Annotated in this window: 22 protein-coding genes and 1 pseudogene; 16 read left to right on the top strand and 7 right to left on the bottom strand. The window is 56.9% G+C overall.

Annotation, left to right across the window (positions count from 1 at the left end):
- Positions 1-486: 486 nt before the first annotated feature.
- The 6 genes and pseudogenes from C4318_01535 (at position 487) to C4318_01510 (ending at position 6,053) form a co-directional block, all read left to right on the top strand.
- A pseudogene (locus tag C4318_01535) lies at positions 487-723 on the top strand (hypothetical protein).
- 204 nt (positions 724-927) lie between these two features.
- Positions 928-1,464: a hypothetical protein gene (locus tag C4318_01530; protein ID MER3453826.1), complete on the top strand. Its 537-nt coding sequence runs from the start codon at positions 928-930 to the stop codon at positions 1,462-1,464.
- Positions 1,465-1,583: 119 nt separating this feature from the next.
- Positions 1,584-2,666, top strand: coding sequence for a hypothetical protein (locus C4318_01525; GenBank protein MER3453825.1), 1,083 nt, complete (start codon positions 1,584-1,586; stop codon positions 2,664-2,666).
- Between the two features lie 14 nt (positions 2,667-2,680).
- On the top strand, positions 2,681-4,069 hold the full coding sequence (locus tag C4318_01520) for a hypothetical protein (protein MER3453824.1): 1,389 nt from the start codon (positions 2,681-2,683) through the stop codon (positions 4,067-4,069).
- Entirely contained in the window at positions 4,066-5,130 is a 1,065-nt protein-coding gene (locus C4318_01515) for a hypothetical protein (protein MER3453823.1), read from the top strand. The genes C4318_01520 and C4318_01515 overlap by 4 nt, the downstream gene beginning before the upstream one ends.
- Positions 5,127-6,053: a hypothetical protein gene (locus C4318_01510; GenBank protein ID MER3453822.1), complete on the top strand. Its 927-nt coding sequence runs from the start codon at positions 5,127-5,129 to the stop codon at positions 6,051-6,053. Before C4318_01515 ends, C4318_01510 begins: the two co-directional genes overlap by 4 nt.
- Here the strand turns inward: C4318_01510 and C4318_01505 are convergent.
- Positions 6,005-6,922, bottom strand: coding sequence for a hypothetical protein (locus tag C4318_01505; GenBank protein ID MER3453821.1), 918 nt, complete (start codon positions 6,920-6,922; stop codon positions 6,005-6,007). The genes C4318_01510 and C4318_01505 overlap by 49 nt on opposite strands.
- Entirely contained in the window at positions 6,913-7,803 is an 891-nt protein-coding gene (locus C4318_01500; protein MER3453820.1) for a sulfate ABC transporter ATP-binding protein, read from the bottom strand. The genes C4318_01505 and C4318_01500 overlap by 10 nt, the downstream gene beginning before the upstream one ends.
- A 100-nt stretch (positions 7,804-7,903) precedes the next feature.
- Between C4318_01500 and C4318_01495 the strand changes: the two genes are divergently transcribed.
- The 3 genes from C4318_01495 to C4318_01485 all read left to right on the top strand — a co-directional run bounded on the left by C4318_01495 (position 7,904) and on the right by C4318_01485 (position 10,454).
- On the top strand, positions 7,904-8,833 hold the full coding sequence (locus C4318_01495) for a hypothetical protein (GenBank protein MER3453819.1): 930 nt from the start codon (positions 7,904-7,906) through the stop codon (positions 8,831-8,833).
- A gap of 9 nt (positions 8,834-8,842) precedes the next feature.
- Positions 8,843-9,349 (top strand): hypothetical protein, encoded by a 507-nt coding sequence (locus C4318_01490; protein MER3453818.1) that lies wholly within the window; start codon positions 8,843-8,845, stop codon positions 9,347-9,349.
- Positions 9,350-9,488: 139 nt separating this feature from the next.
- Positions 9,489-10,454, top strand: a complete 966-nt coding sequence (locus C4318_01485) for a nitronate monooxygenase (protein ID MER3453817.1) — start codon at positions 9,489-9,491, stop codon at positions 10,452-10,454.
- Positions 10,455-10,505: 51 nt separating this feature from the next.
- Here C4318_01485 and C4318_01480 read toward each other — a convergent pair whose 3' ends face one another.
- On the bottom strand, positions 10,506-11,261 hold the full coding sequence (locus tag C4318_01480; protein MER3453816.1) for a hypothetical protein: 756 nt from the start codon (positions 11,259-11,261) through the stop codon (positions 10,506-10,508).
- Positions 11,262-11,375: 114 nt separating this feature from the next.
- Positions 11,376-12,122: a hypothetical protein gene (locus C4318_01475; protein MER3453815.1), complete on the bottom strand. Its 747-nt coding sequence runs from the start codon at positions 12,120-12,122 to the stop codon at positions 11,376-11,378.
- A 224-nt stretch (positions 12,123-12,346) separates the two neighbouring features.
- Between C4318_01475 and C4318_01470 the strand changes: the two genes are divergently transcribed.
- Both C4318_01470 and otsB read left to right on the top strand, forming a co-directional pair.
- Complete coding sequence (locus C4318_01470; GenBank protein ID MER3453814.1) at positions 12,347-12,862, top strand: hypothetical protein; 516 nt, start codon at positions 12,347-12,349, stop codon at positions 12,860-12,862.
- Positions 12,844-13,698, top strand: coding sequence for a trehalose-phosphatase (otsB, locus tag C4318_01465; GenBank protein ID MER3453813.1), 855 nt, complete (start codon positions 12,844-12,846; stop codon positions 13,696-13,698). Before C4318_01470 ends, otsB begins: the two co-directional genes overlap by 19 nt.
- A gap of 20 nt (positions 13,699-13,718) precedes the next feature.
- Here the strand turns inward: otsB and C4318_01460 are convergent, their stop codons facing one another.
- Both C4318_01460 and C4318_01455 read right to left on the bottom strand, forming a co-directional pair.
- Complete coding sequence (locus C4318_01460; protein ID MER3453812.1) at positions 13,719-15,227, bottom strand: hypothetical protein; 1,509 nt, start codon at positions 15,225-15,227, stop codon at positions 13,719-13,721.
- The gene (locus C4318_01455) at positions 15,224-16,528 is read right to left on the bottom strand and encodes a glycosyl transferase family 1 (protein MER3453811.1); all 1,305 of its coding nucleotides are present in this window, start codon (positions 16,526-16,528) and stop codon (positions 15,224-15,226) included. The genes C4318_01460 and C4318_01455 overlap by 4 nt, the downstream gene beginning before the upstream one ends.
- A gap of 208 nt (positions 16,529-16,736) precedes the next feature.
- On the opposite strand from C4318_01455, the gene C4318_01450 reads away from it, so the two are divergent.
- From C4318_01450 to C4318_01435, 4 genes are all read left to right on the top strand, one after another.
- Positions 16,737-17,903 carry a glycerate kinase gene (locus C4318_01450; GenBank protein MER3453810.1) on the top strand — a complete coding sequence of 389 codons (1,167 nt, stop codon included), beginning with the start codon at positions 16,737-16,739 and terminating at the stop codon, positions 17,901-17,903.
- A 42-nt stretch (positions 17,904-17,945) separates the two neighbouring features.
- Positions 17,946-18,836, top strand: a complete 891-nt coding sequence (locus tag C4318_01445; protein MER3453809.1) for a rhomboid family intramembrane serine protease — start codon at positions 17,946-17,948, stop codon at positions 18,834-18,836.
- Entirely contained in the window at positions 18,836-19,246 is a 411-nt protein-coding gene (locus C4318_01440; GenBank protein ID MER3453808.1) for a hypothetical protein, read from the top strand. Before C4318_01445 ends, C4318_01440 begins: the two co-directional genes overlap by 1 nt.
- A gap of 81 nt (positions 19,247-19,327) precedes the next feature.
- Complete coding sequence (locus tag C4318_01435; protein ID MER3453807.1) at positions 19,328-19,513, top strand: hypothetical protein; 186 nt, start codon at positions 19,328-19,330, stop codon at positions 19,511-19,513.
- A gap of 26 nt (positions 19,514-19,539) precedes the next feature.
- On the opposite strand, the gene C4318_01430 is transcribed toward C4318_01435, so the two are convergent.
- Positions 19,540-20,886 (bottom strand): protease DO family protein, encoded by a 1,347-nt coding sequence (locus tag C4318_01430; GenBank protein ID MER3453806.1) that lies wholly within the window; start codon positions 20,884-20,886, stop codon positions 19,540-19,542.
- 165 nt (positions 20,887-21,051) lie between these two features.
- On the opposite strand from C4318_01430, the gene C4318_01425 reads away from it, so the two are divergent.
- Positions 21,052-21,801: a 3-oxoacyl-ACP reductase gene (locus C4318_01425; protein MER3453805.1), complete on the top strand. Its 750-nt coding sequence runs from the start codon at positions 21,052-21,054 to the stop codon at positions 21,799-21,801.
- Positions 21,802-21,827 lie beyond the last annotated feature (26 nt).

Here is a 21,827-nt window from a genome sequence, read left to right as displayed (position 1 = left end):
TCGACTTCGTCGAGGAGCCTCTGTGGGAAGCGGAGCCAGAAGGAGCGGCCGACCGAGACGGCCGAGGTGACTCCATGGAAGAGGCGTAGCTCATTGCCGAAGATCAAGGGGAGGATGCTGCCGCGATCGAGGTCTCGTTCACCAGCAATGAACCCTTCACAGGGCACCCGGAAGCCTCTGGGTTTCCCGATCCTCGGAACTCATCACCACCGAATGTCCGGGCAGCACTACTACAGATCATAGAAAAGGAGGGTCCTCTGAGCAAGCGCCTCCTGATCAGGCTGTACGTAGAGGGTTGCCCTGCGTTGCGCCGTGCGGGCAAAGTCGTGAGGAGCGTTCTGAATAGAGCCTTGTATAGCATGCAGAAGGCGGGGGAGATTGTCGTCGAGGACGAACTCGCCGACCACTCGCTTGAGTCGCAAGTTCTACAGGTTGCTGGTGGCCCAAGAGATCGGGGAGGCCGGGCCGGTTACCGAGGCGCCCACGAGGCCAAAGCGCTTCCATGGCAGCGTTTCGCTCGATCCCACGCGCGTTGGTCGGGACGCCAGCCGGATCGCCGCGGAGGTCATCGCCCATCTCGCCGGACTGCCTGGGGCTGAGGTGCAGGTGACGCTCGAGATTGAAGCCACCATTCCCGAAGGCACCCCCGACAACGTGGTGCGTACGGTCACCGAAAACAGCCGCACCCTGAAGTTCTCCAGCCACGGGTTTGAGCACGAGTAAGCGTGTCCGTGTCTGACCGCGTCGGTGGCACGCTCATGAAGTCCGGTGAGATAAACACGGCGCACCTGGACGCTGTGTTGTGCCTCGTACGGTGTATGGGTAACCAGGCGACCCCGCCGGAGGGCAACCCGGCGTGTCCCGGTTGTCCTGTACAATCCTGTAAAAGAAGGACGTGCGGATCGTAGGGCGCATGATCCGGGTAAAGTGGGAGCCACCCTCAGCCAAGGGAGTTGGCATGTAGTAAGGGGTGTGGTAGACATGCGGATCGCAGCGCTGGTGTTGGGCATCATAGGCGGGCTCGCGAGCCTGGCCGGCGCCGCGTTCGCGCTGTTCTTCGGCGTCATGGGGGCGCTCTTCGGGGTGCGGGGAGCGGAAACCGTGAGCGGCCTGGGATTCGCGGCGATACCCCTGGCGGTGCTGGGCCTTGTCGGCGCCGGGCTAGCGCCTTTTAGACCGAAGGCTGCTGCCTGGTGCATGAGCATCTCGGCCGTGGGCGGCCTCATCGCTGTCTCTGCGGTCTACATCAGTGTATTCCGGCCACTCGTCGCTAGCGGGCGCCCAGTGGACGGCCTCATCATGATCTTTGCGATCTACATCGTAGCAGCCCTCTGCCTTGGAATCGCTACCCTCATGGCCTTCCCCGGGAGCAACGAGCAGAAGGACGGGCGATTAGATCGATTAGGTAAGGTTGGGGAAACCCACTTCCTGGCACCGCCAACCCAAACCACCTCAGAAGTTTAACGTCGGCGAACTTATTTAGATAGGCTAGCGCCTGTTCCTAGCTCACAGTGTGCACCGGGATAAGGGCGGCCAGTTCCTGCGGCCACCTCAGGGCAAGCGCTGGATCGTGGTGGTACAGAATGTTAGGGGAGTTGACCAACAGGCTCGTGCTGTCACTATTAGCTATTGTCGCTGCACTCGCCCTCTTTGCATCAGGGTGCACGAGGCAGCCACCTCGGTTCGACTACAGCAATGGCGGTGGTAGACAGGGTACCGAGGCCGACAGAGGAGCCCCAGGTGTCAGCGGACCCGAGAAGCGCTTGCGGATAGCAATCGTCCTTCCTGGCTCAGCTGCCGACCGGGGGTTCAACGAGTCTGCGGCAGAAGCAGCACCCGTGCTGGAGGAGCGCCTCGGAGCCCAGGTCAACGTGGCGGAGATGACCGCTCCCTCGGACTTCGAAAAAGCTTTCAGAGACTTCGCATCCGCTGGGTACGACGTCGTCATAGGGCACGGCTTCGAGTTCGGAGATGTAGCCGAGGCTGTAGCACCGTCTTATCCGAACACCTACTTCTTTGTCACCAACAACCCTCGACTGGCGGGGCCCAACTCAAAGGGCCTCCAGCCACGGTCGCACGAGTCCGCGTATCTGGCGGGCGTGGCTGCTGGCTCGCTCACCGTGAGCAAGAAAATTGCCGCTGTCGGCGGTTTCTCTTTTCCCGTGATCGTCGCCCAGATAAAGGCCTTCGAGCTTGGGGTCCGTTCGGTCAGACCCGACGCAGAGGTGCGCAACGTGTACCTGAATACGTTCGACGACATAGACAAGGGGAAGGAAGCTGCACTCGCCCTAGCTAGCGAGGGCATCGACATTATCTACCACATAGCCGACTCGGCTGGAGTTGGTGTGATCTCGGGTGCCCGCCAGGCCGGAATCTACGCCATAGGATGGGGCAAAGACCAGCACGACTTAGCCCCTGGCACCGTTGTAACTTCTCAGATTGTCGACCAGAAAGCGATGATTGTCCAAGCGGTGGAGGAGTACAAGCATGGGAACATGCCCGACGGCGTTTGGAGATTCGGCTTGGACTCCGGTGTCACGGGGCTAGCACCCGTACGCGCAAGGGATGCTACCGCTTCAGCCAATGCCCAATCCAAAGTCGACGAGGCAAGAGCATCGATTCTGGCAGGAAGGATTCAGGTTCCTTTTATCACTGAGCCTTCTTAGCAACGGGTGGGCGGGTGCTAGAAGCTTTTGGCCTTTCCAAGTCATACGCAGGTAGAACCGTTCTCGAAAAGGTAGACCTTTCGCTCGCCGAGGGCGAAACAGTCCTCGTCTGGGGGCCCAACGGAGCCGGTAAGTCGACGCTTGCCCGGATCTTAGCGGCATTCGAACGTCCCGATGCCGGGGAGATCACGTTGGATGGTCGTCCACTACCGCCGGGAGATGTCGCCGCCGCCCGGCGGGCTGGAATTTGGCTAGTCCCCCAAGAGCCGCCTGTAATCAGATCTATGACTGCTGCAGACAACTTTCGACTACTATCGGGTATGGCAGAGGGGGCCGATAAGATCTGCCAAAAGCTAGGTGTTTGGCTGGACTGGTCGCTTCCAGCCTCGGCTCTGCCCTACAAAGACATGCACCTCGTAAGCCTCGTCGCAGCCCTCGCAGCACGACCATCCGTGCTGCTCCTCGACGAGACGATCTCTGCCCTCGAGCAGCCAATCGCTGGCCGCTTCTTCGAGGTGCTGCACGATTTAGCGCACGCCCGAACGGCGACGCTGGTGATCTCTCACGACCTCGATCGCGTAGCACCTCACTGCAGAAGGATCCTCCGCCTTGAGCAAGGGATAGTAGATACACCCTTTGGCGAGGATCCAAGTCACGTGAAGAACTCAGGTATTGGCTCTGGTGAGTCTTTCTCGGCTGTAGCGGATGCGCAATCTTCGACCTCTAGTTCTTCCATTTCACACGGACCTCTACCAGAGTCCGAAGTGGCCGTCGAGATCTTTATCACCGAGGAGACGAACTTGGTTTGCTCGACACAGCAGTCTCGCGGTTTGGAGAGGCTAGGCACCCCTCTAGTAAATATCTACGCCAAGCAAGGGGAGATCGTCGGGGTCTGTGGTGACCGGCACCGTTCGATCGTACGCGCCCTTCGGTCTCCTTCGGGCTGTACCGCGGGTGTCTTGGTCCAAACTCGAGGATCAACCGCTCTGGTCTCCCACGACTTCGATCGCACTACGCTCTATCCCGACCTTTCCATCCGGGAAAACCTTGCCCTCGCTTTGTGCCTCAAAAAAAGCGATGTCGACCGTGTTTACGAATCTTTTGCCCCGAGGCTTGGCCTGGAGTCCGAATTGCACTCGGTCGTCAGAAACTTATCGGGAGGCAACCGCCAGAAAGTGGCGCTCATAGGGGCACTTGCTTCCAATCCCGACGCCATCTTTTTAGAGGAGCCGTTCCACTCCCTCGATAAAGGCTCCCGGAATGCGCTCTCTCAGATCCTCAAAGAGTTTGCGAGCCGTGGAGGAACAGTAGTAGCGATTGTAGACAACGAGCAGGTCCTCGCAAACCTCTGCGACCGCTGGTACGACTTGAGACCCACCAGCGTCCTGTCGAAGCGCAAATGAACACGAGAGGGGTTGCGCTCTTCGGGCTTTCGGTGTGTGCAGCCTTGTCTCTTTTGGCGAGCCGTTCTATCACCACGACCGGATGGCTTACCGAGACTCTTTTGGTGTTCGCGCCGATCTTGTGTGCCGCTGCAGCCGCACGTACGTGTTTTGAGGGAGGCCTCTACAACCTAGGGGCAGAGGGCCAGTTATACGCGGGGGCCGTCGCTGCCGCAGGCGCAGGTGCAGCCTTGGGAGGTTTAGGCGGAGGATGGCTGATTACCGCGACCTGCCTTTTCTGTGCGGCGCTAGGAGGTTGCACACTTGGCTGGACAGCTGGTGCAGCAAGGGCCCGTCTGGGCATGAACGAAGCGGTCGTCACAATCATGCTGAACTTCATAGCCATCGCAATCGCGCGGTTTTTCGCATCGGGGCCGCTGAGGGACACGGATTCCTATGGGTATCCCTGGACTCCGCCGATTCCCCCGGGAATCCGTTTGGGCGCCATCCTTGGGATAAAACAGATCCCCCTGGGAGCAGTTTTAGCCGGCGGGGCTACATTTTTTGTGTTAATCACGCTGCGCTCCAGCAGGGCTGGATTGGAGCTGAGGGCTATGGGCTCCAATCCCGAGGCGGCAAGGGAAATGGGTATCGACACCGACAAGAGAGCAGTGCTAGCGCTGTCGCTGGGAGGTGCTGTAGCCGGCCTGGGTGGAGGAATCGAACTGCTCGGACACCAATTGCGCTTGAGCCCATTTTTCTCTCCGGGATTTGGATTTACCGGCTTGGTAGCCGCGGTTATCGCGGGTTCCTCGGCTACCTCCCTGCTCGCATCGGCCTTCCTTCTAGCAGTCATTCGAACAGCATTACAAACCGCCGAGAGGCTGGTAGGACTACCATCAGCTGCATCCTATGTTATCCAGGGGGCTATTTTGATGCTGGCCGCCACTGGGGAGAGCCGTTCATCGAGAGAATCTCGAAACTGGAAAATCCAGGCTAGCTGGCACGCACGCATCTTTGGCCTCCATAGGATAAAAGAAGCATTCAAGCCCCCCAAGAGCGGGCGGTACGACGATCCATGATCGAGCAGCTGCCGCCTTTGGTAGGTCTCACTGCGCTGCTGCAGGCTGCAGTGCGGATCTCTACGCCGGTTTCGCTGGCAGCAATCGGCGAGTCTGTGCTAGAGCGCTCTGGCGTAGTCAACGTAGGTTTGGAAGCAATGATGCTGATGGGGGCATTTGCAGGCTTCGCTACAGCCTCTCTCACAGGATCTTTAGGGGCAGGAACGGTAGGGGGGGTCGCTACCGGGGCTGTGATGGGATTAGGTTTCGGAGCAATGGTAAACAAGGCTAAAGCCAACGCCATAGCTTCCGGTGTGGCGCTCAACCTTCTGGCGCTGGGCTTGACCGCGACAGCGATGAGGCGCTTGTACCCTGGAGGAACGGCTCCGTTTCTTTCCCCTCTTCATCCCATCAGGGTACCTATGTTTGCAGACATACCCTTCCTCGGAAAGGTCCTCTTTGTCCAAAGCCCCTTCTTTTACGCAATGGCCTTGTCTGCCGCCGGCACCGGTGCTCTCCTCTGGGGAACAAAACACGGGCTGCGGATCCGCGCAGCGGGGGAAATGCCTGAAGCACTACTCTTTTCGGGTCTACGCCCCGAAAGTCAGCGGATGCGCGCAGCGGTTTTGTGCGGCGCTTTGGCTGGGCTGGGAGGGAGTCAGCTATCCATCGACATAGCGTCTACTTTTACAGAACAGGCTACAGCCGGGCGAGGATTCGTGGCGTTGGCTATCGTGTTGATTGGAAGAAGGGATCCCAGGCTGGTGCCTTTGGCATCCCTCGTGTATGGGATAGCAGAGGCATACACATTGCGACTGATTTCATCCGGCACGGGGATGACAGTCTCAATCTCGGAACTACTTCCGGGTCTCCCCTTCGCCTTGACGCTGGGAGTCTACGCAATTGCCTCGCTCTCCTCGAAACGCCGCTCCGCGCCCGCCTGACATGTTTCTATCCGAATCACCGCGAATATAGCTGCTAGAGCTATGGCCGAACCCACAACGCCCAAAAACTGAATTTTTTCTCCCACAAACACCCACCCGGCTGCTATCGCTACAACCGGCACACCAAGCTGGATTGTGGCCGAGGTCCCCGCCGTGATTCGAGTGTGTGCCCAGTTGACCAGCCAGTGCCCCAAGCTCCCTGGAAAGATAGCCACCAGAGCGACCATGAGATAGTCCCGCCCGGTGTAACCAAGGACGGGAGCTCCAGACACAGCCGCTACCACCGTCACAGGGATTGCAGCTCCTAGTGTCATGAGAAGGTTGTACCGGGTGTTCGGAGTCTTCTGCCTCAACTGCTTCGACAACAAGAAATACGCGACAAACAGAACTAGACTCGTAAGGGCCGCCAGATCACCAAGGCCGTTTCTTTCAGGTAGTCCGCGTGAAGACAAAATCGCCAAAGAAACTCCCCCGGTTGCTACCACTAACGCGATCACCGCTTTGCCTGGCACTTTCTCCCCAACAGTCCTAGGGGAGACCAAAGCGACTGCTACAGGTGCGAGTGCCCCAATCAGAGTCACGTTTGCAATGGATGTAAGTCGAAGCGCTGTGAAGTACAGGACTATGCTGAGCCCAAAAATGATTCCTGTTCCCAAGCAGGCTAGGATGGGACCATTGCGGACCTTCTGTCGCTGGGCGAGCGTCGCCAAAGAGAGAATTGCGGCACCGAAAAACACCCTCCAGAAAGTGATCGCTGGGCCGGGCATCTTGGTCATCTTTACGAACACGCCAGTCGACCCCCACAGGAGCGTGGCAGCGATGACGGCGACTGTCCCTTCCAGCGATTTCCGCCCTGGGGTCACCTCCACTGCCCGGTACCGTGCGCTCGCACCTCACGGTGCAATACATCGACGATCTGCGTTGCTAACTCGGCGACTTCTTTGGACTCCATTCGCCTGGGCCTTGGGAGGCTGACGGGGATCTCCTGAATTACTCGTCCGGGACGGCTCGACATTACTACAATCCTGTCCCCAAGCCTCACAGCCTCTCTCACGTTGTGAGTCACGAATAGCACCGTAAATCCCGTCTCTCCCCAAAGCTCTTCGATTTCTTGGTGCATCACGTCGCGGGTGATAGCGTCCAGGGACCCGAAGGGCTCATCCATTAGTAGCGCTTCAGCTCTCTGCGCCAGTGCCCGCGCCAAAGCAGCCCTCTGGCGCATGCCACCGGAAAGCTCATGAGGTCTGCGGTGCTCGAAGCCTTTGAGTCTAACCATCTCCAACAGCGCTCCTACGATCTGCTCTCTGTGATCCCTGCGTACCCGTTGAATCTTGAGAGGAAGCTCCACGTTTTTCCACACCGACAGCCACGGAAACAAGGCGGCTTCTTGGAACATAAGGGCGGTGCGAACCCTCACATCGACTTTGCCCGCCGTAGGCTGGTCGAGACCTGCTACCAAACTCAGAAGCGTGGACTTTCCGCATCCCGAGGCGCCCACGATGCACACGAACTCTCCGAAACCCACGTCCAAAGACACCCCTTCGAGCGCCCGGACTGCCGAAGCTCCTCTGCCGTACACCTTTGACACCCGCTCCAGGGTGATCGCGGAACCCAGGTGTTCGACCCCGAAATCATTCGGGTGAGAAGCGCTTCGGGGCTGGTCCTGCTCCTTTTTCTTTTGAGAAGAGTGTGTTTTCCCGAAACTAAATATAGAAGAGATCTGTGATAACGAATTGGAAGTGGCCCGCATTCGGTGGTGACCTCGCCTCTCGAGTGCGACGATTCACAAGCTTTCCAAGCTTATAGTTGGAAAGAAATTCCGACTAAGTCTATATGGATTATTCCAATAGTTGATTGACGGAGGTTCGGAGGCAGAGGTGACGCTGCAACGATATTCCGAGTTTTTGAGCGATGGGGATTATGCCGTGCTCTCTAAGGTGGTAGCGTCGAACACGACTTTTTCCAAGCTCGGGTTCCGGCAGATAAAGAACGATCCCGAGCTCTTGGAATACCTCCTCGCATCCGAAGACCTTTACCGATCACTCTTCGGTCCAGACGGAGAGCCCCTGCTACAGGTATCGCCGTTTTTGGGCTTTGCAGTTTTGATTCACCGAAGTGCAATCGCAATTTCTAAAGCCACTTTCGTCACCGAGTGGATCGGGCCTAGGAAAAGGGTTCCCCTCTTTGACACCCGAGGCGCAAAGCGCATCCTTCACGACCCTTCGAGTAGGTTTTTTCTTGCCGAGCTTTTGGCCTCATTTACACATGTTTCCTCAGGCACGCTGGTGCGGCCATCCGCAAAGGGACTACGGAAGAAGCGCTTCTCTGAGCTGGACCTTGCCAGCCTGGTCGACATTGCATCAGACGCCGATGAACTGGCGAGACTACAAATCGTGAAGCGCATAGGAGATCTCTGCCTGCTTTTGGCGGGCGTATTTCCGGACTACGCCGGAACTATGATTGACCGCTCACCCCGGTATCGAGCAGCGGTAAAACGGGCTCTTGTTGCAGTTTCGGGAGGCGACAAATCGTCGCGTGATCTCGATACAGAAGAGGTTTTGGGCGCAGACGACGGCCTTCGTGTGCTAGAATCGCTCGCTTCTTCCTGTTATTCGTATCTGATTAGAAGTAACATTGCATCAGCGGCATCGGCGCGAGACGCTTTGGAGACGCTAGAACGAATCGCGTCTGACTCAGAAGCGGTCCGCAGAGCTCTCAACTTCGTCTCCGACCGATACCTCTTCGACTACAGATCTTCGTGGTTCGGACTGCCGAACTGAGGGGCAATTATGCAAGAGAGCAACGCTTCCAAGAGCATTGTGGAAGTGTCGCTCAGCGATCTATCTGCCCCGGCCCGCCTCGCCGTTCGAAAGGAGCTTCGTCGGCTCGAGTCTATGGTGGAGCCTGGAGAGATCGTCGTATCCCTGGCGCGAGGCGCATATAAAGGCCGCTTCGGATTGGTCGCAGTGACAGAAAAACGGGTGTTCTTCGTAGACCGAGCAAAGATCAACTCCCAAACAACAAGCTTCTCGCTGGAATGGATTGAGAAAATCGAAACTGGATCGACTCCTCTGGGTTATGGGCGAATCGAACTGTACCTCAAAGCCGATGCTCCTGCGCCTAACCGGCTTCGCTTCAAGGTGGTTCCAAAAACCAAGACCGAGCAGTTGGCCAAGGCTATCTCGATTCATTCAGGGCTGGGCAAAGTCAGCGAGGTCGGATTGGTCCCCGACGAGTCAGTGGAATCAGAATGCTTGGAAACGACCACAGACGAGCAGAACGGTGCGGGCACCTAGTTACCATATGGTAACATTGTCATTTGTCCGGGCAGTGCCTAGATTGAGCCCTGGACGATCGAGCACTGGATAACGGTTAGGCATCTACTCGATCGATTTTGTGAATCAGTTTTGAATTGCGGAAAGAGCGAAGGTTCGGATGAAGACTCGTATTACGGAGATGCTAGGTATTGAGCACCCCGTACTTCTCGCGGGAATGGGGGGCGTTTCGTACTCGAGTTTGGTAGCGGCTGTGTCGGAAGCCGGAGGTTTCGGCTGCCTTGGAGCCTCGACCATGAGTCCTCAACAGATGGTGGAAGAGATGAAAAGGGTCAGGGATTTGACTGCCAAACCATTCGGCGTCGACTTGCTCACTGCCATGCCAGGCGACATGACGCCGCTAGTAGAGCTTGTTATCGAGGGTGGAGCATCGGTGTTCGTAGCAGGCCTCGGAGTTCCCGAATCAGTCATAGAGATGTGCCACCGAAACGGCCTTTTGGTAATGAACATGTGCGGTAAGGTCTCGCACGCAGTGCGAGCAGTTGAGGCAGGGTGCGACATCGTGGTTGCCCAAGGAACAGAGGCCGGCGGGCACACGGGGCGAGTTGCGACATTCCCCCTGGTGCCCCAGATCGTCGACGCGGTGGGCGATCGGGTCCCAGTCCTCGCGGCCGGAGGTATCTTCGACGGAAGAGGATTGGCAGCGGCTTTGATGCTAGGAGCTGACGGTGTATGGATAGGCACGAGGTTCATCGCCACTCCTGAGGCAAGAACGACGCCTGGATACAAAGAAGCACTGATCCGAGCAAAAGAAGACTCCACGGTGATAAGCCGGGCATACTCGGGCAAGACAATGCGGGTTCTGAAAAACAAGTACACCGACTGGTGGGACGATCATCCCGAAGAACTAAAGCCGTTTCCGATCCAAGCTATGCGGTCTTTTCAAGATGGGGCATTTCATTTAGCGCTAGGGCCCGAGGCGGAAGACGTCGACCCGGAGAAGGAGTGCTACCCTGCTGGTCAGGGAAGTGGAGCTATCCAAGAGTTGGTCCCGGCAGGAGAACTGGTACGGAGATTCGTTGAGGAGGCCGAGCAAGCTATCGCTGCTGCCTCGAAATATCTATGACTCGGGTTCTAATCCCAAGACTGAACATCAGACGAGCAGTGGTACTCCCTGCTACTTTCTGATCGCCACGACTAAAGCAGAGGTTCCAAATGGAATCACCGATCTGCCCTCGCCCGAAAGACCCCTTGACGCAAGTTTGATCTCGACAGCAGCCAGCTTTTCGAAGATCGGGTCCAGTGCGCTCGGCCTCTCCAAGTCGCTTTTGTGTCCAGATCCACCAGACGCCCTATCGACTAAAGCGAGAGCGAGCGCAGCAGGGGCCAAACACGCAAAGAAATATGTTGCGGCGAAGATGTCGAATCCTGCATCCTCGACCGCTTCGCACAGCTCCCGCAATCGGAACCGCCTTTCTGCTCTCACTACCCGGTCATGGGAGCGCCTGAAAATCCTGAACGCGGGTTCTACCAGAAGTAACAGTCCCCCGGGGCGCAACACCCGGTGGTACTCCGCGAGCGCTATCTGTACCGAACTCACTGCCGTATGGCAGACCACAGTAATCGACTGCACTCCGTCGAAGCTTTCCTCCTTGAACGGAAGAGCCGTTACCGAACCTCGGATAACTTGCATCTCCGGGCGCTTAGCCGCGGAGTAGGCTACTGCCTCGGCAGCTATGTCGACTCCATACACTAAGAATTTGCCGGGAACCCAGTTGCTGTTTCCCCCCGGACCGCAGCCTGCATCCAAGAACCTGCCCGTCTTGGGTTCGAGTCTCCTCTCGGCAGCCTTGCTGAGTACCGCCCGAACAGCGCGGTACCACCAGTGCGCATCCTCTGCTTGCGCAATGCGACCGTACTCTTCTACGTCCATGTCACACTCCACCTCGCAGCAGGCCGTCGAGAGGTCGAGAGAAAGACTCTCAACCACTTATTCCCACATCCGCTGGCACGAAAATCCGCCCGCCAAACTCGATCTAGTGCCGGCTCATGTGCTCAGGAGGCGGTGCACTCCGGCTTTCACCTTCTTTATCAGCCACGCCCCTGCCCTAGACCGCTCAGGAATCGCATTCTGCGACGACGCGTTTTGCGAAAGCATCTTGATCGGGCCGGAAGGGTCGTCGTGGTCGAATACGACGACTTTTTCTAGCTCGTACAGACCGGATGCGATAAAGATTTCCGAGTAATCCTGCTTGTACGTGAAGATTCCAGAATCAGGCAGGTGATGATAGGGGACTTTTGTCGGTTCCGACGGCAAAAAGTCCTGAAGTATCAATCTACCCCCGTCCGCGAGGTGAGAGTCAATCTCGGCGACAGCGCGAAGCAAGTGCTTGCGGTCGATCCAGTGAAACACGAAGCTTGCTATCACGACATCGAACTCCACCGACCGAGAAAAAGGAAGCGCAGAAACCCTTGCCCGGGCGAGTTTCGGCTGACCCCTACCAATGCTGAAGCTCCGCTTTCCTTCTGCCAGTGCCTCTTGGGATACATCTATCCCCACGCAAAACGCTCCCGTAGCCTCCTGAACTGCAACCAGTCTCCACGCCGTAGCACATCCCACTTCGAGAATGAAGGCAGGGGGTGGGCGCAGGGAGAGGACCATCTCCAGAGCAATGTCCCGCTTAGCCAGCTCAGTGGAGGCAAGTGCCGTGCGGTTGCGACGAAACCAGTTGTCTCCTTCACCGCGAGCGAAAACCGCGTCTTGCTCCAAGAGCTGTGAATCGCCTCCAGCCATCGCGCAACCTTCCAACGGGACAAGGCCAGGCGGTCGATCTAGTCCATCAGCGTTCGGATCGCGCACTCGAGGTCATGCCTCCGGTAAGCTTTCGTTGCCGAGGACGAGCTTACATCTAGAACGCGGTATGACTTCTCCAAGCAAGCTTTCGGTTGCCAGAGCGAAGGCAGCAATCGGGCCAACGTTGCCTCTTTTTGGGGAACCTTATTGAGGAGCGGTAGCGAGTGGATTTCGTACTTAGAGCTGTAAACAGTCCAATTGCAAGGGTTATCGCTGGGATCGTACTGCTCGGCCTCGTGGTAGGAGCCACATTTTTGCTCCTCATGCCACGCAACTCCCACTTCGTTGTCCAAATAACTGGCCCCAACCCGACACCAGCACCCCCCGAGTCAGCTGAGCGCTCACCGCTTTCACAAGCACCGTCGCCTCCATCGCTGCCGTCTCCTACGCCAGAAGCTTCGCCCACTGCGCTCCCGGAGAGATCCAAAGTGACAGTCGCGCTTCAGCAGGCTGGCGCCTCGAACGATGAGTTTGCCAAGACGAGAGACCTAGCGCGCTCTCTGGGATACACCGTACACATCCTCCCACCAGCATCGTCGCGGCTCGATCGCTCCGTAATCGCGTATCCCCCCGGGTCAAGAGCTGTGGCCGAGCGCCTCGCAAGCGATCTTCGTCCAAAAGCTCAACTAATAGAGAATCCTTCCTCTAACGAACTGGTCTTATCTTTGGGCAAAACGTGAGTAAAAAACCACACCAACCGAACGAGAACTCACCCCTTGAAGGCGTCCTGTCAATTCTCGAGAGCCGGCCCCGAGCTGTGGCCATCGTCACAGACTACGACGGTACCATAGCTCCGATCGTCGACGACCCGGCTCTTGCATACCCTGATCTGGCGGCATTAACGCAACTCGACACCCTCTCCGAACTAGTCGGAGCGGCGGCAGTTATATCGGGAAGAACCTCGAAGTTCCTCGAGAAGATGATTCCGAGCGACCGAATAGTGCGCATTGGTCTTTACGGACTCGAAAGAGCGAGAGACGAGGCGATCCACTGGAAAGCTGCTATCGAAGAGGCTACTCGCGCCGCTCAAGAATTTGCTTCGCTAAGGCCAGAGCCTTATTCAGTCGAGCCAAAAGGACTATCGGTAGTGCTGCATTTTCGTCGAGCACCCGACCCCGACCTTGCCGCGCAAACAGTGAGAGAGTGGGCCGACACTCAGGCTCAGCGCCTCGGACTTCGAGTACTCGTAGGGAGAATGGTAGTAGAGCTCGTGCCACCTTTGGAGGTAGGAAAGGGCAGGGCGTTGAGGGATTTCCTCGAGGAGGTGCCTGCTGCGTTAGAGGCGGTCGTGTATTTGGGCGATGACATAGGAGATGTCGAAGCTTTCGAGGCGGCAAAAAGATGGGCCTCCATGCGAGAAGGACGCGCTGGATTGGCAGTCGCAGTTGGCTCCGACGAGCTAGACCCTGCTATTGAAGACGCTGCGGACCTCGTTCTCCCCTCTCAGCACGACGTAGCCGGCTTTCTCGAAAGCCTGACACGGGCTGCTAGGCGCCCCGATAAGATCCAAATCTAGACGTGACCGCTGAGGAAGGCTCATGGCATCGAAAAGGCGGCCTCAAGCTGAGCGTCCAACCAGCTTTTTGGAGTGTGCGAGCGGGCCACTGCGGCAATCTTAGAGGCCCGGTCACGCCTTGCTTCGGGCGACATCCTCCAGACCTCCTCAATCGCCGCTGCCTGCTCGGAGATGTCAAAGGGATTCACCTGGAAAGCCAAATCTCCGTACAGCTCGGCTGCTCCAGTATTTGTCGACACCACTAACATTCCATCGCGCTGGTTTACAAGTGGTCCCTCCCTTGCCACCAAGTTCATACCGTCGGCTAAGGAGTTCACGAATAGGGCATCGTAACACTTCAGTGCTGCCAACGATCTTGGATAGGAGTCGGAAACCTCGAATACGACGGGCTCCCAATCGCCACTTCGCCACTTCAAATTGACTGCCTTGGCAAGCGAAGCACACTCGGCCTCGAAAGCCTTGTACTCGATGAGGCGTTCTCTCGAGGGGTAGACAAAAAGAAAGTACTTAAGCCGACCTCTGAGCTCGGGTACGACTTCAAGAATCTCATCTATAGCCCGCAAGCTTCTCAAAGAATTTTTAGCGGGATCCACACGCTCCACCGATACCACCACAAAGTCATTGTCGGTTACCCTCAGTCGCTCCTCGTAGGCCCGCACCTCTGGAGACTCCGCCTGCACGAGCAAGGAGGACGGTTCGGGACCCAACGGAAAAACGCCTACGCCTGCCCTTTTGTCCCGGTGATAGATAAGAAAATACTCGGGGGAGCTCCCAATGTGGTACTCCTCGGCAATGACATCGGCTCCTAGGAATTGCTTGCACGCCGAAACGAAATTTCTAGCCCAGCGCATAGCGTGGAAACCGATCAGGTCCGCATGCAACATCCCCTCAAGGATTTCGCGCACTCTGGGCGCCGAGAGTGCCCCTAGAAGATCCGGTCCTGGAAAGGCTGTGTGAAGAAAAAAGATGACCCTGTGGTTCAGCTCGCGTTTGTCTAAAAGTCTGGGAACCAAAAATAAATGGTAGTCCTGGACGAGCACAGCTACGGAAGCTTCGACTCCCTTGCTCATAAGGAACCGGTCGCAGGCTCCCGCGAATGCGTGATTGACATAAACATAGCTTTTCTCCCACGCTTCATCGAAGCGCCGGTCGAGAATAGGTCTTCTCGTTACGTCGAATATCCCGTGCAGCGCAAACCACAGGACGGAAGTGGAAACCACATCGTAATAGCGTCTATATAGATTCCTGTCGAATACCATGTACTCGATTTCGAATGCTTTCCCCGTCCCACTATCCACGGCAATCCTTGACCGGTTGGAAAAGACGTGGCGGTCTCCCTCGGTCATGGCAGTCGCAACCCATAGCCCTCCGTAGGACTCCATAGCAGGCACTAAAGCCCCCGCAAGACCTCCCCCTCCTCTGGAGTAGGTTACGTCCGCCCCTTCTTCCCGGAACTCGTACGGTCCCCTATTGGAAACGACCACAATGGTCGGGGTCGTCTCAGATCGTGCTTTTTCCGAAATGATCACACCCCTGTAAGCTCATTGAACAACTTGAGATAATTGAGAAGGTAGTTTGTGGAAAGAAAATTTTTTCTTACGTGTTCTTTTCCTTCTTTCCCCATTCTCTCTATCTCGTCTGGGCGTGAAAGCAAGTAGGCAAGCTTCTCGCCGCACTCCTGCGGACTTTCTACTAAAAACCCCGTCCTGCCATCTATTACTTGCAGCTTGATGCCGCCTACATTTCCCCCAATAACGGGGGTCTCCTTCCACAGTGCTTCGCTAACAGTGAGGCCAAAGCCTTCACGAAGGGATTTTTGAATTACAACGTCAGCTGCCCTTTGAAATGCGTTTACTTGTGTGTTTCCAACACCCTGCATATTCGTGAGTAGAAAAATATCGGCCTCCCCAGCCCTATGTTCCTCTGCAGCATTGAAGTAGTGCCATCCCTCCGGGTCATCACTGGCCATGGATCCTGCGAGAATGAGCTGTAGGTCGGGGTGCGAACTTTTAGCAATCCGGTATGCATCTATTACGCCGATAGGATCTTTCCAAGGATCGAAGCGGGAGATCTGACACACGATCGGCCTGTCAGGGTCAATGCGGTAGCCCTCTAGAATCGACCTAATTGTCAAACGCGATATCCAGAGGTTCTTGGATCCCAATGGGTCTATGCAAGGAGTAATAATTGCGACCTTGTTGTCAATCCCTTCGGGAACGAACTCGTCCAGAGTGTAAACGTGGGCATCGAAAGGCGTGATGTAAGGCCTGAAGAAATCCATAACAGGCTGATAGGGACGGGTAAGGTCTATATGGCACCGCCATATCCATTGCCCTGATGGGCGCTTACCGGTGACCTCTTCGATAAGCCGAAGTAATCCAGCAGTTTGGGGGTCGTGGCACACGACGAAGTCGTACTCTCCGCCCCACTCTCGGGCGTTCTCCTCTAACTTAGAGAGATAAATCTCTTCCATGTGTTCTGTCCAGACTACCTCCATGCCCTGAAGACCGTTGTGAGCTGATTTCGTCACGTGAAAGAAATCATCGGAGCCACGAATTAGGCGCCACTCAGCGTCAAGACCTACAGAGCGAGAGAGGGGGACGAGGGTGTAGAGGAGCTCGGCTACACCTCCTCCGAAAGCCGTGGCGTTTATATGTAATACACGTGCGCCCTTGAGTCTAGCGGCGCGTTCGACGATCTCTTCTACTACATCGTCGCCTACGATCTCGGCGTACGGCTCGATCGGCTTTTCACCGACCGGCACTAGCTCTAGGCCAGGTGATTTGCGCCTCGTCCCGGCAGTCACTCTCACAGAGGAAGCTCGATCCATCCAGCCTCTCTTTTTTGTGCACGATACAGGCGTCTCAGCAAGGGCGGTATTCCGCTTTGTTTATCTGCCTTCCCTAGCCACTGTCGACTCCATTAGGGTCTCACACGCGCAACCGCAGGGCAAAGATAGCTTGGCCCAATAAGAAGCAAACTGTAGGCAACGTTTACATGGAAGCAATGTGGCTATCCACAGATCGGGAAGGCGATGGATGAACATCCTAATAGCTCCCGACAAGTTCAAAGGAACACTCGATGCTCGCCAGGCAGCATTAGCGATCCAAAGAGGGATTCGCAAGGTCATACCGGCGTTGTCTCGCTGCACCATCGACCTGTGCCCGCTTGCCGATGGCGGCGATGGCACGGTATCGGTCTTGGTCGAGGCAGTTGCTGGGCGCGTTGTTCCGATCCTCACCGAAGACCCGTTGGGACGACCGGTATATGCAGGTGTCGGGTTGGCACGAATAGAGGGGGTTCCAACGGCACTCGTGGAGTCTGCTTCGGCATCCGGACTGGCACTGCTTAAGCCCTCGGAACTCAACCCCTACACTGCCTCCACCTCAGGTACCGGCAAGCTCGTGTCGTACTTTCTGCACCGAGCGAGATCGGAATTCTCGGAAATTTCAAAAGTACTCGTCTGCGTAGGAGGAACAGCCACTCTGGATGCAGGCTTGGGCGCCCTAGCTGCCATGGGAGCATCGCTCTTAGACGAGACCGGTGCTCCGTTGCATAAAGGGGACCGATTGCTTTTCCGCACCCACGCAATCGATCCGTCTGGAATGGACCTGCCAGGTCGCGATGGGAGGCCGGAGGTTCAGATTGCCACCGACGTGACTCATTCAATGCTGGGAGAGAGTGGCTGTGTGCGAACCTTCGGCCCTCAAAAAGGCTTACATCCCTCCGAGTTTGGGCGCTTCGAAGAAGCTATGCGTCGGGTAGCGAACCTGTACGGGAAAGTATTTGGCATCGACCCCGGTTTTCTACCGCGAAGCGGGGCTGGCGGCGGGCTAGCAGGAGGCCTAGCGGCGGCTGAAAATGCACAACTGCTAGATGGCTTCGAGATAGTCGCAACGGCACTTCGTCTTCGTGAACGCATCGCTAACGCGGACGTCGTAATCACCGGTGAGGGAGCTGTCGATAGAACCAGCTTCGAGGGAAAAGCCATAGGAAAAGTCGTAACGTTGGCTTCTTCTCTCAACAAGAGGGTTGCAATATTGGCGGGAAGAATAGAAGACTCCGTTGTCGATTCAAGACTTTGTGGAGCTTTCAAACTCTCCTTAGAGTCGCTTTGCCGATACCCTAAAGAGGCCGTATACAACGCTGCGAACCTTCTCGAGATCGCTGCAGAACGTTGGGCACTAGAGTACTCGACACAGTAGTAGGCGCTGAAGCGCTCTAAGATTTATGGATAGCTAGCATAGATGGCGTACGACTTCGAACATATCCAGGCCCCGCATCCTGAGAGTTGCTACTTCCACCCTGGTATCCCCGCTTGGGTGCGATGTAGTCGGTGCGGAAAACCGACGTGCCCCGAGTGCACCTTCGTGGTTGACGTTGGCCAAAGGTGCCCCGAGTGCATATCGCGAACGGCTGTACGACCGGTAACCGTTCGCTCGAGGGCCCGAGTATTCGTCCCAAAACCTGCGAATGCTACCCCCACACTTATCGGAATCTGCGTAGGGGTGTTTCTGTTGGACGCTTTGTCAGGCCACAGGCTGGCGACACTCGGGATGTCGCATCCTTATCTCGTCTACGGTCTCGGGGAGTGGTGGAGGGTGGTGACAGCTATCTTCTTTCATGCCGGCCTGCTGCACCTCCTGTTTAACATGTACGCGCTGTACGTAGTGGGAAGCATCCTAGAAGAAGCCTGGGGGGCCACCAAGCTTTTGGCTGCCTTCTTGCTCACCGGGATTTTCGCCAGCCTCCTCTCTGCAACAGTTCCGATTCTCGCCAGACCTGTTTCAGCCTTAATGCATGCGGCAGGATCCGTGGGCGCATCGGGTGCTATCTTCGGGCTATTTGGCGCCTTGGGAGCAGCTTTGTACAGAAGACGTAGGTCCCCGTGGGCCAGAGCTAATCTCGCTCAGATCGGACTGATAGTCGCGATCAATCTGTTCATTGGATTTGTCGTTCCGGGAATCGACAATCTGGCTCACCTTGGGGGACTAGTGTCAGGACTGGCGATAGGGGCTGGATTCGATGCTTCGACCAGCCAACAGAGCTCTTATCCAGCTATAGCATCTGCCTCGGTCGTGATCGCCGCAACCGTCGCGCTTGTCCTTGCGGGGCGACTTTCCTTCGGAGGATCCTAGTGGAAACACGCCCTCGGCAGCGCTCGACGGTTGGGAAATTTGTGGTTGCAGCCGTAAGCGCAGTGCTCATAGGGGCCTGTGCCTCCAAAGCATCAACGTCACCACAGGAAGCTGCCAGTCTTCCCGGATCTACTCGCACGGTCTGTGCCAAGGTGGCAGAAGTAATTGAAGATCCTATCTCTGACGGCCCGCTCCACCTTTACTTGGACAGACCCGCGCCGGATCAAAGCTTGATCGTGACAATTCAAGACCGCAAAACAGCGGGGAACCTTCGTTACCTAGCCCGAACCATATGTGTCACGGGACAGATACAACAAAGTTCTGATGGAACCCGGATAATCGTCCAGAGAGCCGCTCAAGTCAGCGTTTCGCCAGACCCGATCCCAGAAGTCGACGTGGCACAAACCTAGGCACACAGAGGCGAGGCTGTCCGAGTTTGCGGTCCGCTTCACTCTCTCGAGTGGAAACCTGGTTCCGATTTGGAAGCAACCTTGGTAGTAGGATCCGGGGACTCCGACTCGAGCCTGTGGGTAAATGTACTCGACCGTAGAGGTCTCGAGATACAGCCCGGCATGCCCGTGAAAAAGGTCTGCGTTACGGGATTTATCCGAAGCGACAGTGCCGACCGGCCTCTCGTGGTCGTGCGCGATACAAGAGAGGTGACAGCCGAGAAATGAGGGTGTCGGGCTCGCGAGACGGGTTCTTATGGGGCCTCACCCAGCTTCACCCTTACAGCCTTTTTTTCCTGACCCCTGTAAAACTCGACCCCGACCTCGTCACCGGGATTTTTCGGCCGCAACGCGGCCCGCAGCTCCTCCGCGCTCGTTACCTTTTTCCCATCGACTGCGACGATTACATCGTCGACTTGTAACCCTGCTGCCTCTGCCGGTCCTCCAGGCATTAGGTCAGCAACCAGAGCCCCCTCGTCGACGGCCAGGCCGCGTCGTTCCGCCACCACGGGTGTTACAGTCACGACATCCACACCCAAGATAGCCCTCCTTGACACCACCCCGTTGATGACGTTTTCAGCCGCTACTTTGGCGTCATTGATGTTTATCGCGAACCCTATGTTCTGAGCTTGCTGGGAACCCGTGATGTCGTTCGGATTTGCGGCGACTGCTGTATTGACCCCCACTACCTGGCCAGCGAGGTTCAGAAGCGGACCCCCCGAGTTCCCCGGATTGATGGCGGCATCGGTCTGAATAAGGCCGGTCAGTACTATTCTTCGCCCGCCTGGGGTCTCGTCCGAGAGCGATCGATTCAGGGCCGAAACAATTCCCATGGTTACCGTAGGCCCGCCGGGTAAATCAAGCGCGTTGCCCACAGCGATTACCGTGTCCCCTACTCGTAGATGGTCGGAGTTCCCCAGGGTGAGGGGCTTCATGTCTGGAAATGGATCTATCTGGAGCACCGCAATATCGAGTTCCCGATCAGCTCCCACAAGGCGAGCCCGCAAATCTTTCTTCCCCGCGAGGTTGATCCGGTACTCCCGAGCTCCCTCGATTACATGCCGGTTAGTCACGATGTGTCCGTCTTTATCGATTAGAAATCCGGTTCCCGCACCCCGCTGGGCGCCACTGAACACATGAACGGTGGCTACTCCCGGCTCGACGGCACGAACCAAATCAGCGATCGACGCCCCTTCTGGAAGAGCGACTGGACCTGCCTGCGGAATACTGACTGGCGTCGGCCTCGCTCTCTCCGCTCGCGATCCCGCAACTGCTCCCGCGAGCCCTCCCACGAGAATGCTAAGAAGCAGAGAGGTCAAAACAGTAGCCACGCTAAAGCGCGGCTTCGGCGGCTGGGAAGGCGCTTGCTCCGGCGCCCCTGCCGAAGGCCAGGCAACCTGAGGCGGCCAAGCGTTAGGACTCGTCCATGACTGGTGGTGAGTCGGTTGGGGCCCCCCGGCCCATGGCGCATGCTGTCCGGTGCCTGGTGGAACCCAGGATCCAGACTCTTCACCGACACCCGGTAGAGGAGCCTCGCCAAAATCACGACCTTCGAAAGGTTTGGTCTGCTCTGGGCCGCTCGGCCCTTCTGGAAATGCCATTTGTTATCCTCGCTCTTTGCTGCTCGCTCCCACGATGCTCTAGGCTTCCCGTCTAGTTTTCCTATAAGCGGTCACCGCGGTTCGACGCTAATTGTAAGAACTGTGCTAAATCACGAGCACGCGATCATTCAAACGCGGTTCCATCCGACTTAGGGGAGCAATACCATGCAAATCGATTTATCGGGAAAAGCAGCCTTGGTTACTGGCGGATCAAGGGGGATTGGTTACGCCATAGCTGAAGCTATCGTGAAGGCCGGAGGCAGTGTGTGCGTTACTGCCCGCAAGATCGACGAGCTCGAATCGGCCGTCGCCTCTCTGGGCGAGCGATCTTTTTTTGTCGCCGGTAAGGCTGACGACCCCGACCACATACGAGAGGCAGTAGACAAGACCGTGGAGCGCTTCGGCTCACTGGACATTCTGGTCAACAATGCGGCGACGAACCCTCAGTTCGGCCCCCTCGCCGATGCCGACCGATCGGCAGTCGCAAAAACCCTCAGGGTCAACCTAGAAGCGATTGTCTGGTGGTGCTCGGAGGCGTGGAAACGCTGGTTGAAAGCGAACGGTGGGTGCATCTTGAACGTGGCTTCCGTAGGAGGCCTGAGGGCTGAGCCAATGCTTGGAGCCTACAACGTCTCCAAAGCAGCACTCATTCATCTCACCAAACAGCTGGCAGTAGAAATGGCCCCAGGCGTCCGGGTGAACGCGCTTGCTCCAGGCCTTATCAAGACAAGATTTTCGAGGGTCCTTTACGAAAGCAACGAGGAGTTCGTAGCGAGCCGTATCCCTCTCAAACGACTCGGGGTTCCAGAAGACGTCGCGACCCCAGCGCTGTTCTTGGTATCCGATGCTGCTTCTTGGATAACAGGGGAGGTCCTCGTAGTCGACGGAGGGGCCCTGCTAGGTGGTTTTCGCTAGACCGGGGGCGAAGTCTGCATCACCTA

The sequence above is a fragment of the Acidimicrobiia bacterium genome (assembly GCA_040289475.1).
GTDB lineage: Bacteria > Actinomycetota > Acidimicrobiia > ATN3 > PSLF01 > PSLF01.
The sequence above is the reverse complement of the archived record's forward strand: the minus strand, read 5'-3'. Positions and strand labels throughout refer to the sequence as shown.